Annotated in this window: 11 protein-coding genes; 2 read left to right on the top strand and 9 right to left on the bottom strand. The window is 69.3% G+C overall.

Annotation, left to right across the window (positions count from 1 at the left end; genetic code table 11):
* Window positions 1–6: 6 nt before the first annotated feature.
* Entirely contained in the window at window positions 7–1629 is a 1623-nt protein-coding gene (locus FZP69_RS11210; protein ID WP_152041378.1) for an acyl-CoA synthetase, read from the bottom strand.
* A 91-nt stretch (window positions 1630–1720) separates the two neighbouring features.
* Complete coding sequence (locus tag FZP69_RS11205; protein WP_152041377.1) at window positions 1721–2803, bottom strand: bactofilin family protein; 1083 nt, start codon at window positions 2801–2803, stop codon at window positions 1721–1723.
* Between the two features lie 256 nt (window positions 2804–3059).
* On the opposite strand from FZP69_RS11205, the gene FZP69_RS11200 reads away from it, so the two are divergent.
* Window positions 3060–4034, top strand: coding sequence for an aldo/keto reductase (locus tag FZP69_RS11200; RefSeq protein WP_152041376.1), 975 nt, complete (start codon window positions 3060–3062; stop codon window positions 4032–4034).
* Between the two features lies 1 nt (window position 4035).
* On the opposite strand, the gene FZP69_RS11195 is transcribed toward FZP69_RS11200, so the two are convergent.
* From FZP69_RS11195 to FZP69_RS11185, 3 genes are all read right to left on the bottom strand, one after another.
* The gene (locus FZP69_RS11195) at window positions 4036–5232 is read right to left on the bottom strand and encodes an MFS transporter (protein ID WP_152041375.1); all 1197 of its coding nucleotides are present in this window, start codon (window positions 5230–5232) and stop codon (window positions 4036–4038) included.
* A gap of 99 nt (window positions 5233–5331) precedes the next feature.
* On the bottom strand, window positions 5332–6387 hold the full coding sequence (locus tag FZP69_RS11190) for an iron transporter (protein ID WP_152041374.1): 1056 nt from the start codon (window positions 6385–6387) through the stop codon (window positions 5332–5334).
* Complete coding sequence (locus FZP69_RS11185; protein WP_152041373.1) at window positions 6384–7061, bottom strand: SCO family protein; 678 nt, start codon at window positions 7059–7061, stop codon at window positions 6384–6386. Before FZP69_RS11185 ends, FZP69_RS11190 begins: the two co-directional genes overlap by 4 nt.
* A 98-nt stretch (window positions 7062–7159) precedes the next feature.
* Between FZP69_RS11185 and FZP69_RS11180 the strand changes: the two genes are divergently transcribed.
* Complete coding sequence (locus FZP69_RS11180) at window positions 7160–8434, top strand: DUF7405 family protein (protein ID WP_152041372.1); 1275 nt, start codon at window positions 7160–7162, stop codon at window positions 8432–8434.
* A gap of 393 nt (window positions 8435–8827) precedes the next feature.
* Here FZP69_RS11180 and FZP69_RS11175 read toward each other — a convergent pair whose 3' ends face one another.
* The 4 genes from FZP69_RS11175 to FZP69_RS11160 form a co-directional block, all read right to left on the bottom strand.
* On the bottom strand, window positions 8828–11662 hold the full coding sequence (locus FZP69_RS11175) for a right-handed parallel beta-helix repeat-containing protein (RefSeq protein WP_152041371.1): 2835 nt from the start codon (window positions 11660–11662) through the stop codon (window positions 8828–8830).
* 235 nt (window positions 11663–11897) lie between these two features.
* Window positions 11898–13466: an outer membrane protein assembly factor BamB family protein gene (locus FZP69_RS11170; protein WP_152041370.1), complete on the bottom strand. Its 1569-nt coding sequence runs from the start codon at window positions 13464–13466 to the stop codon at window positions 11898–11900.
* A 45-nt stretch (window positions 13467–13511) separates the two neighbouring features.
* A complete protein-coding gene (locus FZP69_RS11165) occupies window positions 13512–14204 on the bottom strand; it encodes a cytochrome c biogenesis protein CcdA (RefSeq protein WP_240137555.1) in 693 nt (230 codons plus the stop codon).
* Window positions 14204–14716 (bottom strand): TlpA family protein disulfide reductase, encoded by a 513-nt coding sequence (locus FZP69_RS11160; RefSeq protein WP_152041369.1) that lies wholly within the window; start codon window positions 14714–14716, stop codon window positions 14204–14206. Before FZP69_RS11160 ends, FZP69_RS11165 begins: the two co-directional genes overlap by 1 nt.
* Window positions 14717–14850: the final 134 nt, after the last annotated feature.

Raw genomic sequence — 14850 nt, 5'->3', positions numbered from 1 at the left:
GACGCGTCACTCCCCGAACGCCGCCTGTTCCTGCTGTCGGAGTTCGATCCGGCGGATCTTCCCCGACGACGTCTTCGGGAGATCCTGGACGAACTCGATCCGGCGGGGGTACTTGTACGGGGCCGTCTCCTCCTTCGTGAACGCCTGGATCTCCGCCGCGAGGTCGTCGCCCCCCTCGTACCCCTCGGCGAGCACGACGTACGCCTTGACGACGTTTCCCCGCTCGTCGTGCGGTGAGGCGACCGCCGCGGCCTCGGCGACGGCGGGGTGAGAGACGAGCACGTCTTCGACCTCGAACGGCCCGATGCGGTATCCCGCGGAGATGATGATGTCGTCGGCGCGCCCCTCGAAGAAGAAGTAGCCGTCGTCGTCCCGGGAGGCGAGGTCGCCGGTGCGGTAGTACTGCCCAGAGAACGTCTGTTCGTCGAGGTTCGGCTTCCGGTAGTAGCCGTCGAAGATACCCGGACAGTCGACTGGGACGGCGATCTCGCCGATCTCGCCGTCGCCGACGGGCTCTTCATCCATCGTGTCGAGAATCGTCGTCCCCATCCCGGGAGCGGGTTTGCCCATCGACCCCTCCTTGACGTCGATGCCGGGGTAGTTGGTCACGAGCGCGACCGTCTCCGTCTGCCCGTAGCCGTCGCGCGGTGTCACCCCTACCGCCTCGTCGAAGGCCTCGATGGGCTCGCGGTTGAGCGGTTCGCCCGCCGAGAGCGCGTCGGTCAGCGCCAGATTCCAGTCGGAGAGGTCCTGCTGGGCGAACATCCGGTACTGGGTCGGGACCGCACAGAGCCGCGTGACGCCCTCCTCGGCCATGACGTCGAGGAACCGCTCGGGGTCGAACTCGCCGTCGTAGACGAGCTGGGTCGCCCCCGTGGTGAGTCCGACGCCCACGGGACTCCAGAACCACTTCGCCCACCCCGTACCCGTGGTGGCCCACATCAGTTCGTCGGAGAGGTCCTCGTCGCCCGACAGCCCCCACCAGTACGGGGCGTTGACGAGCTCGAAACACCGCATCCAGCGGTGTTTGTGCAGCACGGGCTTCGGCTGGCCCGTCGTCCCCGAGGTGTAGTTGATCGACATCGGGTCCGCAGCGCCGACGTCGGGCCCGTCGTGGGTCGCCGACTCCCCCGTGACGAGGTCGGCGAACGACTCCCACCCGTCGGGGTCGCCGTCGAGACAGATCGTGTTCGTGAGGGGCGTCTCGTTCAGGACTGGCTCGACCATGTCGGTCAGCGAGACGTGGGCGACGACGGTCGACGCCTCGCAGTCCGACGCGCGGAAGGCGATGTCCTTCGGCTTCAACATCGACGAACACGGCACCAGGAGCGCTCCGCGTTTCAGTACCCCGAGCTGGATCGCGAACGCGTCGGGGTGCCGCGGGAAGAGATGCATCACCCGGTCGCCGGGTCCGACGCCGCGATCGGCGAGCGCGTTCGCGAACCGGTTCATATCCCGTCGGAGGTCCTCGTAGGTGCGCTCGACCCGGTCGCCCTCGGCCGACAGGAAGCGGACCGCGACCCGGTCACCGAACGCGTCGGCGTGGGACTCGATCGTGTTCGGGAGGCTGTACTGGTCGGGGACGTCCCACTCGAACCGTTCACAGGCCGCGTCGTAGTCGATCGACATACCTCACACATCGAAAACACGTTGAATAATTATTTGGGTTACTCGTCTCGCCGTCCCGCACGAGCGACGGGACGGGACCGTCCGATGCCGATCAGGCGGCGGCCGAGTCGTCCTCGGGTCCCGTGAAGACGAAGCCGCCCTCGTCGCCGCGGGCACCGCGGACGGCGAGGACGAACGCACCGAGCCCAACGAGAAGCACGAGGAACCGGACGACGCCGCCGACGAACGGGACGAGGTCGACGAGCGCGACGACGACGAGCCCCGTCACGAGTGCGGGCCACCGCCCCTCCCGGTCGACGAGCGAGAGGAGCCACGTCCCGGCGACGAGGCCCCCGTAGACGAACGCGACCCACAGGAGGAGGCCGAAGGCGACCAGTCCGGCGAGCGACAGCGGGAGTCCGACGATCGTCAGCGCGACGAGCACCAGCGCGACGGGGACGCCGACGAACGCGAGCAGACCGACGCCGCCGCTCCGGAGCGAGTCGCGGGTGCCGACGGCCGTCACGGCGGTCGAGAAACGCGGGACGACCACGAGCAACGCGGCACCGAGCACGAGGTTCGCCAGCAGCCCGTAGACGGCACCGACGCCCCGCGGCACGGCGGGCGGGGCAATCTGGGGCTCGAACGCGAGGTCCTCCTCGGCGCGGACCGCACCGGCGACGCTCGACTCGGGCGCCCGGGTGAACGTACCGGCGTCGTACCGGAGGTCGCCGCCCACCGAGGCGGTCGGCCCGACCATCACCGTCTCGCCCGCGAGGCGGGCGTCTCCGGCGACCTGCCCATCCAGCCTGACGGACCCGGCCGCGGCGTCGAACGCGCCGCCGACGCGCGCACCCTCGCGCACGACGACCGACCCGCCGAACGCCTCGGCGTCGCCGCCGACGGTTCCCTCGACGAGTACCGCGCCACCGACCGCGGACAGGTCACCCCTGACGACGCCCGTGGGGGCGACGACGACCGAGCCGCCGGTCGCCTCGACGTTCCCGGTGACGGTGCCCGCGATGACCACTGTTCCACCGACGGCGCTGAGGTCGCCGGTGATCGTCTCCCCTTCGGTGACCTCGACGAGGCCGCCGAGCCGTTCGCCACCGGTCGCCTGCGCGGCCGCGACGCCAGGGACGAACCCGACGACGACCACGAGGACCAGCAGGACTGTGAGTACGGATCTGCGCATTGCAATCACTGACGGAGGGATCACTCTCGTCGGTTATCCATACGATGGTTGACAGTATAAACCGCGCTCGCGCTTCTCTCGGGACGAGAATCCCTCGACCGGACGATTCGACGGTCGATGAACTCGACTGGCGAGGGGCGCGCCCGCTTCGGTGTCTCGGTCCCGCGAATCGATCGAGAGCGCGGGGAGCTGCGTCGAACCAACGGTGCCGTGACCCTCCCTCTCATTTTTGTTCTCCGCCGGAGAGCGGGGGAGTATGGAGTACACCACTCTGGGCGACACCGGCATGGAAGTCTCTCGCATCTGCCTCGGCTGTATGAGCTTCGGCACCTCGTCGTGGCGCGACTGGGTGCTCGACGAGGAGGCGGGGCTGGAACTCGTCGACCGCGCCATCGACCTGGGAATCAACTTCTTCGACACCGCCAACCTCTACTCGCTGGGGGAGTCCGAGCGCGTCCTCGGGAAGGCGCTCGAGGGGCGCCGCGACGAGAACGTCGTCGCCACGAAGGTCTACTTCCAGATGGACGACGAGAACCCGAACTCGGGTGGGCTCTCGCGCAAGGCGATCGAACAGGAGGTCGACAACTGTCTCGACCGACTGGGGATGGAGACGATCGACCTCCTCCAGACCCACCGGTGGGACGACGACACGCCGATCGAGACGACGATGCGGGCGCTCGACGACGTCGTCAGGAGAGAGAAGGCGCGCTATCTGGGGGCGTCGTCGATGTGGGCCCACCAGTTCGCCGAGGCGCTCCACACCGCCGAACGGCTCGGGCTCGACCGCTACGCCACGATGCAGAACCACTACAGCCTCCTCTACCGCGAGGAGGAACGCGAGATGCTCCCTCTCTGCGAGAAGGAGAACGTCGGCGTCATCCCCTGGTCGCCGCTGGCGCGGGGGTATCTCACGCGTCCCCACGACGAGTTCGACGCCACGGTCCGCGGCGAGACGGACGACCTCGCCCGCGGCCACCCGTACTTCGAGGGCGGGGGCACGGAAGTGAACGAGCGCGTCCAGGAACTCGCGGCCGAGAAGGACGTGAAGATGGCGCAGATCGCCCTCTCGTGGGTGTTCCACAAGGAGTGGGTCGACGCGCCCATCGTCGGGACGACCAGCATCGAACACCTCGAGGACGCGGTCGAGGCGCTCGACATCTCGCTGTCCGAGTCGGACGTCGAGTGGCTCGAGGAGCCGTACCAGCCCGTGCGCGTGTCGGGCCACGAGTGAGTCAGTCGTCCGCGCCGAGCGTCTCGTTCTCCTCGAACGGTCGCAACGCCCGGACGGCTCGCAGTGCGACCAGGGCGATGACCACCTCCAGTCCCCCGACGACGAGGAACGCCGGGAGGAAGCCCACGTTGTCGGCGACGCCACCGCCCACGAGGAAGCCGGTGAGAAAGCCCAGCGACCCCGCGACGTTGAAGCCGCCGAGGGCGACGCCGCGCTCGTCGTCGGGAACGACGTCGGTCGCCAGCGCCATCGTCGCGGGCGCGACGAGTGCCCCAAACGAGCCCACGACGACCATGAGACCGGCCGCGAGCGGGAGCGACGGAGCGACCCCCACCGCGACGATGGCGACACCGTACGCGAGCGAGCCGACGACGACCGGCACGAACCGTCCGATCCGATCGGAGACGACGCCGAGAGGGTACTGGAGGAGGGCGAAGGGGAGGAAGAACAGGGCGAGCACGACGCCCGCGCCCGCGGCGTCGAGGCCGAACTGCGTGCGGAAGTAGAAGACGCCGACGAGCGCGAAGAAGCCCGCGGTGAGCCGGTCGACGAAACCGAACGCGTAGGGGACGGCGAGGGCAGGGCGCGTCTTCAGCCCCCTGACGATCACCCCGACGCCCAGGTTCCGCCCCGTCGGGGCGCGTTCCGTCACCGTCGTCGCGAGACCGGCGACGACGATCAGTAGGCCCGCCGCAGCGACGACGGGGGCCAGCGGATTCACCGTCGAGAGTGCCCCGCCGACGACCGCACCGAGCGCGGCGCCGAGACCGATCGCCAGCCCCGCCGCACCCATGTTCCGGCCGCTCCCCCCCTCGAGGTCGGCGAGCGTCGTCACGGCGAGCGAGAACGCGCCGATGGTGAACGCCCCGCCGACGACGCGGACGACGAGGGCCACGTCGAATCCGAGGCCGAGGGTGGGGAGCGTGACGAGCAGGAGGTACGAGCCGGCCCCGCCGACCGCTCCGACGACGATCCAGCGGAGGCGTCGTCCCGTGGCGTCGGAGAGCGCCCCCCAGAGTGACGCGCAGGCGACGAACGCCGCGAACTCGGCGACGAGAAAGGCGGTGGCGGCGTCGAGTCCGGTCGCCCCGAGCGCGACGACGAGATCCGCGAGACCCGGATAGAACAGCACCTGGGAAACGAGGACGCACCAGACGACGACCGCGAGCACGACGCGGTCGCGACGCTCCGAACCCATGTGTCGGGGGAGGGCACGAACGGTCAAAGGCGTTGTCGCACGTTCGCCGTCTCGAACCTGACTCACTCTGCCCGGCGGGCCGTCCCGTCCCCGGGCGGTTCAGTCCGAGAGACGCACCGTGCCGGTCTCGAGGAACGCGGTCTCGTACCCCTCGTGGCGGGCGACCTGTGGAGGGACCTCGACGGTGAGCTCGACCGCTCCGGACGGGCGTCCGGCGACGGGTGCGCCGTAGTGGAAGCCGAGTTCGGGGTCGAGACCGGGGTCGAGTCGACCCGCGAACGCGGGCGTCCCGTCGCCGGGGATGCGGGCGGCGAGCGCCATCCCTGGGACGACGAGATCGTTGTAGGGGGTGGCCGCGGTGACAACGAGGTACGGGTCGTCGCCGAAGCGGTCGGCCTCGACGGTGTACCCGCGGAGCACGAGATCGCCGATGGTCGCCGTCCCGAGCGATTCGCCGGGGATCGACTCGGGGACGCGACCGACCGGCATCATCTCCATCGACATCGGGGGGATGGCGTCGCGCTGGCCCCGGCGTGACTCGCCGAACTCGGTGTAGTCGATCTCGTTACGCGCGCCCTCGCGGTAGTCGAACGAGACGGTCGCCGTCGCCGGGTCGGTCAGCCGCCCGGCGAGCGAGCCGAACCGCTTCACCGACGTCGCGCCGACGCTCACCGTCACGTCGTAGACGTCGTTCCCGTCGAGGGGGAAGTTCGCGCCGTAGTGAAAGCCCATCTGCTGTGAGAGCATCGGGTAGACGACCTCCTCACTCACGAGTTCGTCGTCGGCCGAGATCTCGATCGACAGCCCCGTATTCGGGACGACGACGCCCGTTTCGGGCTCCCAGACGGTCGCCATCAGGTGGACCGCGTCGTCGCTTCCGATCTCGACCTGCTGGGTGGTGAAGTCGGTCCCCTCCTGTTCGACGGTCCAGAAGCGGTGCGGGTAGCTGTAGGTGACTGCCACCATCGCGTCGCCCGCCTCGGCCATCCCGACCATCTCCATCCCCTCGACGTGCGAGGGGACGTACACCGCGTCGGGACGGTTCTCCACCAGGGGTGCTCGGGCGCTGTAGGTGGTGGTCGAGAAGCCCGCACAGCCGGCGAGCAGGGCGGCGGAGGACGCGCCGGCGGCCGCGAGGAACTGTCGGCGGTTCATGCCCCTCTCACCCGCCGGAGGTCGTCGATCAGCTGTCCCTCGTCGGGCTGTTGTCCACGGTAGGCGCGCTCGACGTAGCCGTCGCCGTTCACCAGGAGGATCAGCCCGAGGTGGACGAACATGTCCGGACCGTCGTCCATCTCCTGTCGCTGGAAGACGATGCCGAACTCGTCGGTGACGACCGCCTCCGCCCGGGCCTCGTCTTCGGGTCGGAGGAACTGCCAGTTCCCCGCCGACGTGTCGACGTTGAACTGGTCGAGTTCGGCGCGGAGCGCCGCCGCGTCGTCCCGTGCCGGATCGAACGTGATCGGGTAGAACCCCACCGCATCGGCGTACCCCTCCTGCACCGAGTGGACCTGCACTTCCCTGAGTGCGGAGAGCAACACCGGACAGGTCGTCATGCAGTTGGCGAAGAAGAACGTCGACAGGTAGGGGTGGGCGATGTCGCGGAGGGAGATCGACCGGTCGGCGAGCGGGGCGGGGAGGGTCACGTCCGGGACCTGCTGCCCCCACGCGGGGTACGGGAGGTCCTCGCTCGCCACGTCGGCGGTCCGGTCGGGCTCGCCGAGGACGACGTTCGGGTTCTGGTCGCCGAACCCGACCGTCCCGAGACAGCCGGCAGTCGCGGCCGTCCCGAACGCCGCACCGCTCGCGAGGAACGCACGTCTGTTCATCACCGTACCGTAGTGGTGCGAGGATAAATATCACTGTCCCATTCCTGCGGCGAGGAAACCGACGACAGCGATTTATTCCGCGGGTCGCTAGACTCCGCGTGTTCGACCGCGACCTGTCCCGACGGGACGCGATGAAACTCGCGGTGGCGACCGGTGGGGCGACGGCCCTGTCGGCCTGCCTACGAGCGGCCGACGAGCCGGTCCCCCGCGGCGACGACCCCGAGACGCTTCCGGACGGACAGCACCGCTGGAACGAGTTCCTCGCGACGGACGACGCCAGCAACCACGAACTCCCCCGACACCACCTGTTCCTCTCGCTCGACCTCGTGACGGATGGGGTGCCGACCGACGACGACCGCGACGCAGTCGCGTCGGCGATGGCGACGCTCGACCGCGCGTACGAGTGGAGTCACGCGGGCGTCCTCTCGTCGCTCGCGTACACCCCCGCGTACTTCGCGCGGTTCGACGCCGATCTCGCGTATCCGCTCCCCGAACCGCGCCGCCTCTCCCCGTTCGAGACGCCCGAATTCGACACCCAGGACGCGCTGTTGCACCTCGCGTCCGACCGCTCCGACGCGCTCCTCGAGGCCGAGCAGGCGCTCCTCGGCGAGCAGGATCAAATGAACGGGATCGACGTCGAGACGCCGCTCTCGGATGTCCTCTCCGTCTCGAACCGCCGAACCGGGTTCATGGGCGCCGGGATGCCCGCCGAACGACAGGGGGAGGTGACGGGCATCCCCGCGGGCGGGCCGGTCCCCGAGGAATCGCCGCTGTTCATGGGATTCAAAGCCGGGTTCCGGAAGAACCAGGCCACAGAGGACGCGGTGACCGTCGACGAGGGGCCGTTCGCCGGCGGCACCACGAAACACCTCGCGACCATCCGCCAGCGCCTCGACGACTGGTACGAGGAACAGAACTTCGAGGAACAGGTGATGGAGATGTTCTCACCGCTGCACGCCGAGCGCGGACTCGTCGAGGGCGCGGGGGAGAACCTCGGCGACTTCAGCGGCGTCGACGACGAGATCGTCGAGACGATCCGCGAGCAGGCGCGCGACTACGGGCGGGTGGGCCACGCCCAGAAGGCCGCACGCGCGAACCGCGACGCCGACGGGAACCCGCTCCTCCTCCGGCGGCACGTCGAGTCGACCGACGACGGCGAGGCGAGCCTCCACTTCCCCTCGCTCCAGACGCGGATCGAGTCGTTCGATGCCGTCCGCGAGGCGATGAACGGCTCCGACCTGACCGACGTCCCCACGATCCGACAGCGCGTCAACAACGGCATCCTCGAGTACATCTTCGTCAAACGCCGGGGGAACTACCTCGTCCCGCCGCGGTCGGTGCGGGCGCTGCCGACGCCGACGGGCGACCGGTGACCGTCCGGAAAAGGACGCCCGAGACGACCTGTCCGCCGGTGTTCCGAACCTCACGTTTCGGACACTCGTCGGAGTATCGGTTCCGTCCACCCCCGTCGCGGTCGGAATCCGGGTGTACGTACGAATAACGCCCCGCGGATTCCGTTCAGATACACGTTGCAAAAGCCCCTCAGTTCCCCCTGAACGAACGGGTTCCGGACGTGGTGTCGTGGTGTCGTGGTGAACGGGACACGAGAGCGGGTGCGCCGTCCCCGTCGCCGAGCGGTGGCGGGGGCTTCGGCTGAACCGACTCGGCTGTCAGTGCTTCCGCGTTCGGCGGGCGCCGTGTGCGCCGTCTGCTGAGGCGGTCCGACTGCTGGTCGAGCCGACCGGCTGCTCACGCCCGAGCGACGTTCACTGCCGACCACCCCACCTCGTCCGACCGAGGTACAGCGCGACCACTGCCGAGAGGAGCCCCAAGAACAGCCACCAAGGGAACGACGTACCGAACAGCGTCATCGAAGTCGGGGTCGGGGGTTCGGTCGCCATCGCCGCCTCCTCAGTTACCGTTGCGGTCGTCCCCGCCGCCATCGTTTCAGTCGGCGTCGGTCTCTCGGTTTCCGTCGGGGTCGCCGTGGCCGTCGTGGTCGGTGTCGGTCCCGTCGCCACCTCGACGGGGCGTGTGGTCGTGTTCGTGGCGCCGAAGCCGTCGACGACCGTCAGCGACACCTCGTGCGTATCCGCTGTCGAGAACGTGTGGCTGACCCTCGGCGACTCGCTCGTCGTGTCGACCCGCCCGTCGCCGTCGAAGTCCCACCGGTAAGAGACGATGACGCCGTCCGGATCGTCGGAGTCGGAGGCATCGAATCGGATCAAAGCGCCCGTCTCGGTGGTGTCCGTCGACACGTCGAACGCGGCCACCGGCGGCTCGTTCGCGTCTCCGCCGCCCCCACCGCTACCAGTCGCCGCGGGCGCGGGTGTCGGAGTGGGGGTCGGCTCCAGTTCCGACTCCTCCGTTCCGGCCAGGGCGAAGACGCTGAATTCGGTGACGTTCGCCGACACGGTGTTCGCGGCGGTGTCGACCGTCGACCCCGTCACCTCCGTCCACGTCGACCCGTCGAACCTCCACAGCCGGAGCGTCGATTCGTCGACGCCCGCCGCGTCGACGGTCGCCTGGCCGTACGACATCGACACGTCGAAGAACGGGTCCGGGCCGGTCGGCGTGGCGTTCACGTACATCCCCACCCCTGCGTGGCCACTCGGTAGCGCCGTCTCCGGTGCCGACACGTCGCGGACGGCCACGTTTCGCGCGGTGAGGGAGACGCCGTCTCCACCGGTCGCGAGGCCGTCGACGGAGTAGGTCCCGGACGTGTTGGCCGCGAACAGCGTCCAGCGGCCGTTCCCGACCGCGGTAGTGGCGCTCATCGTGACGCCGTCGGCTCCGTAGACGTGGACGCCGTCGACGGCGTTGTCGCTGGCGTTCGTCGCGACGAGCGTGGCGTCGACCGCCGAGTCACCGATCTCGACGCCGTGTTCGCCGTTGCCGAGCGCGCTGTTGTTCTCGACGGAGACGTTGCGGCTCGTCGCCATCCGGTCCGACTGGGGAGTTCCGACACCCAGGCCGCTGTCGCCGTTGGTCTCGGCGCGGCTGTCGACGATCCGGACGTCGCTCGACGCGACCACGTACAGCCCGTATCGGGCGTTCACACGGGCGGTGACGCCCGTAACGAGAGTTCGGTCGCTCCCGTTCGCGACCAGCAGGCCGTCACGACCGTTGTCCAGCAACTGCGCTCCTCGGACCGTCGTGTCCGGTGCTCCCTCAAGGCGGACTCCGTCGGCGGTGTTGTTCCCGAAGGTTCCGCCGTCGATCTCGACCGCCCTGGAGTCGGAGACGACCACGCCCGCCTCGTTATCGATCGCCGACACGTCCGCGAGAACCGTTCGGTTGGCGTCCTCCAGCAGGAAGCCCTCGCCATCGTTCCCTCGCGCCGAGACGCTCGTGAACGTGTTGTCCGACACGAGATATCTGAACTCGAAACCGGCCCCGCCGTTGCCGACTGCGGAGACGTTCGTGAGCGTGTGGCTCCCGGCATCGAAGACTTCGAACCCGCCGAGATCGTTGCCCTGGGCGGTGACGTTCACGAACGTAGTGTTTCCGGCGTTGAAGCTGAACCCGTGCCGACTGCTGTTTCTCACGGTGACGTCCGTGAAGACGTTGTTCCCGGATCCTCTGAGGCCGACGAAGACGCCGTCCCCGCCACTGTCGACGGCGGAAACGTTCCGCATCGTGTTCTCTCCACTCACGTACAGGAACTCGAACCCGGTCCCACGGCTGTCTTCGGCCGTGGCGTTCTCCAGGGTGTTCCCTCCGGAACTGGAGGAGAAGCTGAAACCGGAACCGCCGCTGTCCTCGGCGGAGACGTCGGTGAGCCGGTTCTCCCCCGACCCGACCTCGAAGCTGAAGCCGTCGCCGCCGCTGTCCTCGGCGGAGACGTCGGCAAGCGTGTTCCCCCCGGAACCCGAGAACCCGAACCCCTGCGAGCCACTTCCGACCGCGGAGACGTTCGTGAACCGGCTCCCGGGGGAGGAGTCGAGTTGGAACCCGTCTGCGCCGCTGTCGGCGACGGAGGCGTCCGACACCGTCGTTTCGGGCGACTCGACGAGGTGGAAGCCGTCCCCGTTGCGCTCGGCGACGACGTCCTCGACGTACCCACCGGTCGCGTCCTCGAACCGAACGCCGTCGGACCAGTCGGTGACGGCGAGATTCCGCACGGAGACGTTTTCGAGCGCCTCGTCCGTTCCGTTGGCGAACACGCCGACCGTTCTGTCGGCGTCGACCCCATCGATCGTGTGACCGTTCCCGTCGAAAGTCACGTCCGACGAGCGGATGTCGAGACACGTCGTGTTCGTGCTGTTCGTGATGTCGGCGGTGAGTTCGTACGCGCCGGGACTGTCGATGACGCGACACCCGTCGACGGGTTCGATGGCTGCGACTCCCTCGCCGGGAGCGAACGCTTCCCGAGCCGCGAGCGCGACGCGCTCGTCCTCGGCTGCCACCCCCCACAGCAGGGTTGTGAGTTCGGGCTGGATCCCCCACTGTGATCCCGTCGACGCCGCGGTTCGATTGGCGGCCGCGGTGTCGCCCGTCTGTGTTCCAGCTGTTGACGCGACGACTCCCGGGGGAACGCTCCCGAGCATGGCCAGTGTGACCACCGCGACGACCAAGACACGTCGAGCCAGTGGGAACATACGCCCACTATAACTCCGGTCTACGTTTTAGTATTAACGGAATTACAATACTATCAATCGTGATGGATCCCTCGCGGCCAGTCGAACTAGTAGAGTACGTCTGAGCTCTCCGGAGAGAACAGGAACACCGGATCCCGGATCAAGGGGGTCCTTCCGCTCCGTTCGGTACGATCGGTGTTCGACACGGCTGTCCCCGCCCGCTCTCCTCGTTCGTTCCGCTCCCGTGGCCCCGCCGTCAGAAGTCCAGCGCCACGACGGTGCCGTCCGCGTAGATCACGACCGCGTCGTCGTCGCCGTCGCCGTCGACGTCACCGAGGGTCGCACGCGCGAAGAGACGGTCTCGACCACGGTCGCTCGCCGCGTCGGAGACGGATCGTTCGTACCGCGCCAACAGGTGTCCGTCGCGCGGATCGAGTTTCGAGACGCTGCCGTCGTGGGCGGGGACGACGAGGTCGGGCGCGCCATCGCCGTCCGTGTCGCCGAGTGACGGCGGGGGCATCATCTGGACCGACTCGTCGGTGACGCGTGTCACCCACTCCTCCTCGCCCGTGGCGGCGTCGAGCGCCCGGACGTGGCCCGAGCGGTCGGCGACGTACACCTCGGGTTCACCATCGCCGTCGCCGTCACCGAAGCCGCCGACGGAGGCGAGACGGTCGACTCGCCGAGTCCACTCCGCGTCACCGCTAGCCCCGTCGACGGCGTAGACGCCGCCGTCGACCGTCGCTACGACGAGTTCGAGCGCGGGGTCGTCGTCGGCCTGCCCCGCCGCGAGCCACGAGACGGCGGGGCTGTCGCCGACCGTCGTCGACCACTCGACCGTCGCACCCGTCTCGCCATCGGAGACGGCGTCGGCCTCTCCGCCCGCGGTGCCACCAGTGCCCGACAGCAGCGTGAGCGTCCCGTCGCGCTGGGCGACGAACACCTCGTTCGACCCGTCGCCGTCGACGTCGTCGACGACCGGTCGCGCCCACACGTAGTCGTCGAGCGCGTGCTGCCACACCGTCTCGCCCGTCTCGTCGACCACCACGACGGTCCCACGGACGTCGACGACGACCGTCTCGGCTCCCGCTCGACCGTCGAGGTCGGCGACGACCGGGCGCGTGTAGCCGTAGTCCGTGAGCGCGCTCCGGCGCTGGAGACCGCCGTCGCGGTCGTACACGCGAAGGTCCTCCTCGGTCGTGGCGACGAGGACCTCGTCGGTTCCGTCACCGTCGGTGTCCGCCACGGCGGGGTCGGCCACCGCGTGGATGGTGCAGTTGGTCTCGACAGGCGCGCGCCACACCACGCCGCCGTCGCCCCCGTGGAGCGCGACGAGTTCGCAGCCCTCGGACGTCCCTGGCCCGCTCAGCGGGGCGTACACCCGACCGTCGGCGATCGCCGCGGCGTGGTGGTTCCCGCCGATCGCTCGACCGGTCTCGCTCACCCAGAGCGGCGTCTCGACCGATGGGTCGTCGTCACCACCGGCGTCGGGGAGGCCAACGCCCGTCGCGCCGACCACGACGACGAGCACGCTGCCGGCGAGAAAGACGACGGCGACGACGCCGACCGCGTGAGTCGCCCACCTGTCCCGGTTCCCGACTGCCCGACCGACGAGCGCGACGCCCAAGGCGACGAGTGCGAGGCCGAGGGCGACGCCCAGCCACGTCGGGACGGACGCGACCAGCGACGACCCCGCCCCGGTCGTCGCGTCCGTCCCACCGTGGGCCGCGACCGTGGTGGTGGCGACGAGCAGCGTCGACGCGACGCCGAGCAGTGGCCGGAGCAGTCGCCAAAGAGGACGAGAAGCCGGGCGGCGACGGTTCATATAGTCACTTGGGAGAGAGAGTTAAAAACGAGGGCGGTTCACGGCTCAGACCACGCCGAGGTACGACAGCGAGACCCCGATCTGTGCGACGCCGGCGACGACCATGACGACCGCGGCGATCCGCTGGACGGAACCGACGTGTCCCGAGAGGTCACGCAGGAGGTCGCTGCCCACGGCCGACAACAGTGTCACCCCGAGGAGTGGGAGCGAGACGGCGGCGGCGTAGACCGCGACGACCGCCGCCGCCTGCTCCGTGGGGAGGGTGAGCGCCTGCGTCACGACGCCGAAGACGATCGGGACGACACAGCCCGCGGCGGCGACGGCGTAGACGCCCCCGAAGAGGCCGAAGCCGGCGACCGACGAGCGGTGTCGGGGGAGCAGCAGGTGGACGTTCGGGGCCCGTCCCGAGAGGACGACCACTCCGAGCGCGACGAGCCCCACGCCGACGACCGGTTCGAGGAACGCGAACCCCGAGACGAACTGGGTGCCCAGCGAGACGAGCGCCCAACCGACGAGCGCGAGCACGGCGAGCGCGCCGACGGTCGCCGCCCCTCCGCGGACGACCGCCCCGCCGAGGTCCGCCTCCTCCTGGCTGAGGTAGTAGCCGACGTATCCGGGCAGGAGTGGGTACGCACAGGGGGCGAAGAACGTCGCCAGACCCGCGCTGAGCGCGAACGCGAGGGTGCCGGCGAACGCGGCGTCCATCTGCAACGGACCCACGACCGCGACTGCGAGCATCAGACGACGGCCTCGAGCGCCGCGCGGAGCTGCGACTCGCTCGCGACACCACGGTGGGTCCAGACGATCTCGCCCGCGTCGTCCGCGAGCGCGAGGAACGGCAGGCCGCCCGCGCCGAGTTCGCTCATCAGGCGGCTCTCGGGGTCGTGGCCGACGGTCCAGCGGCCGTCGTGGTCGGCCCACCACTGGCGGATGTCGTCCATGGTGAGCCCGCCACCGATCCGTTCGTTGGTCACCGAGACGAACGCGACGTCGCCGCCGAACGACTCGTACGCGGGGACGAGGCTCCGCATCTGTGCCTCACAGGGGACACACCACGTCGCGAAGAGGTCGACGAGCGTCGGCTGGCCCGGCACCGGGAGCTGCTGACGGCCGGCCGTCGACCCGCGGGCGTCGATGGTGTCGACCGTGACGGCGTCGTCGCCGCCACCGACCCCGTTGAACGCGACGTACCCCGCGCCGCCGGTGAGGGTGACACCGCCGAGTGCGGCGAGGAGCTGTCTACGGTTCACAGACTTGTCACCACCGTGATAACGTGGTGTGGTGCGCCGACGGCGAAGCTCATCGTTCTGTGATTCCTCCGTCGAGGGTATAGACGGCGTGGTGTTGTGCGTTTCGCGTGCGCATCGTTCCGGTCGAGACGTTC

It is taken from the genome of Salinigranum salinum, from assembly GCF_009176545.1.
GTDB lineage: Archaea > Halobacteriota > Halobacteria > Halobacteriales > Haloferacaceae > Salinigranum > Salinigranum salinum.
Note: the sequence above shows the minus strand (reverse complement) of the source record. Positions and strands in the feature narration are given on the sequence as shown.

What these genes read in the sequence shown, in the direction of transcription:
- FZP69_RS11175 (WP_152041371.1), bottom strand. Translation starts at nt 11,662, where the DNA reads ATGTTCCCACTGGCTCGACGTGTCTTGGTCGTCGCGGTGGTCACACTG.
- FZP69_RS11200 (WP_152041376.1), top strand. Translation starts at nt 3,060, where the DNA reads ATGGAGTACACCACTCTGGGCGACACCGGCATGGAAGTCTCTCGCATC.
- FZP69_RS11185 (WP_152041373.1), bottom strand. Translation starts at nt 7,061, where the DNA reads ATGAACAGACGTGCGTTCCTCGCGAGCGGTGCGGCGTTCGGGACGGCC.
- FZP69_RS11165 (WP_240137555.1), bottom strand. Translation starts at nt 14,204, where the DNA reads ATGCTCGCAGTCGCGGTCGTGGGTCCGTTGCAGATGGACGCCGCGTTC.
- FZP69_RS11205 (WP_152041377.1), bottom strand. Translation starts at nt 2,803, where the DNA reads ATGCGCAGATCCGTACTCACAGTCCTGCTGGTCCTCGTGGTCGTCGTC.
- FZP69_RS11195 (WP_152041375.1), bottom strand. Translation starts at nt 5,232, where the DNA reads ATGGGTTCGGAGCGTCGCGACCGCGTCGTGCTCGCGGTCGTCGTCTGG.
- FZP69_RS11210 (WP_152041378.1), bottom strand. Translation starts at nt 1,629, where the DNA reads ATGTCGATCGACTACGACGCGGCCTGTGAACGGTTCGAGTGGGACGTC.
- FZP69_RS11170 (WP_152041370.1), bottom strand. Translation starts at nt 13,466, where the DNA reads ATGAACCGTCGCCGCCCGGCTTCTCGTCCTCTTTGGCGACTGCTCCGG.
- FZP69_RS11190 (WP_152041374.1), bottom strand. Translation starts at nt 6,387, where the DNA reads ATGAACCGCCGACAGTTCCTCGCGGCCGCCGGCGCGTCCTCCGCCGCC.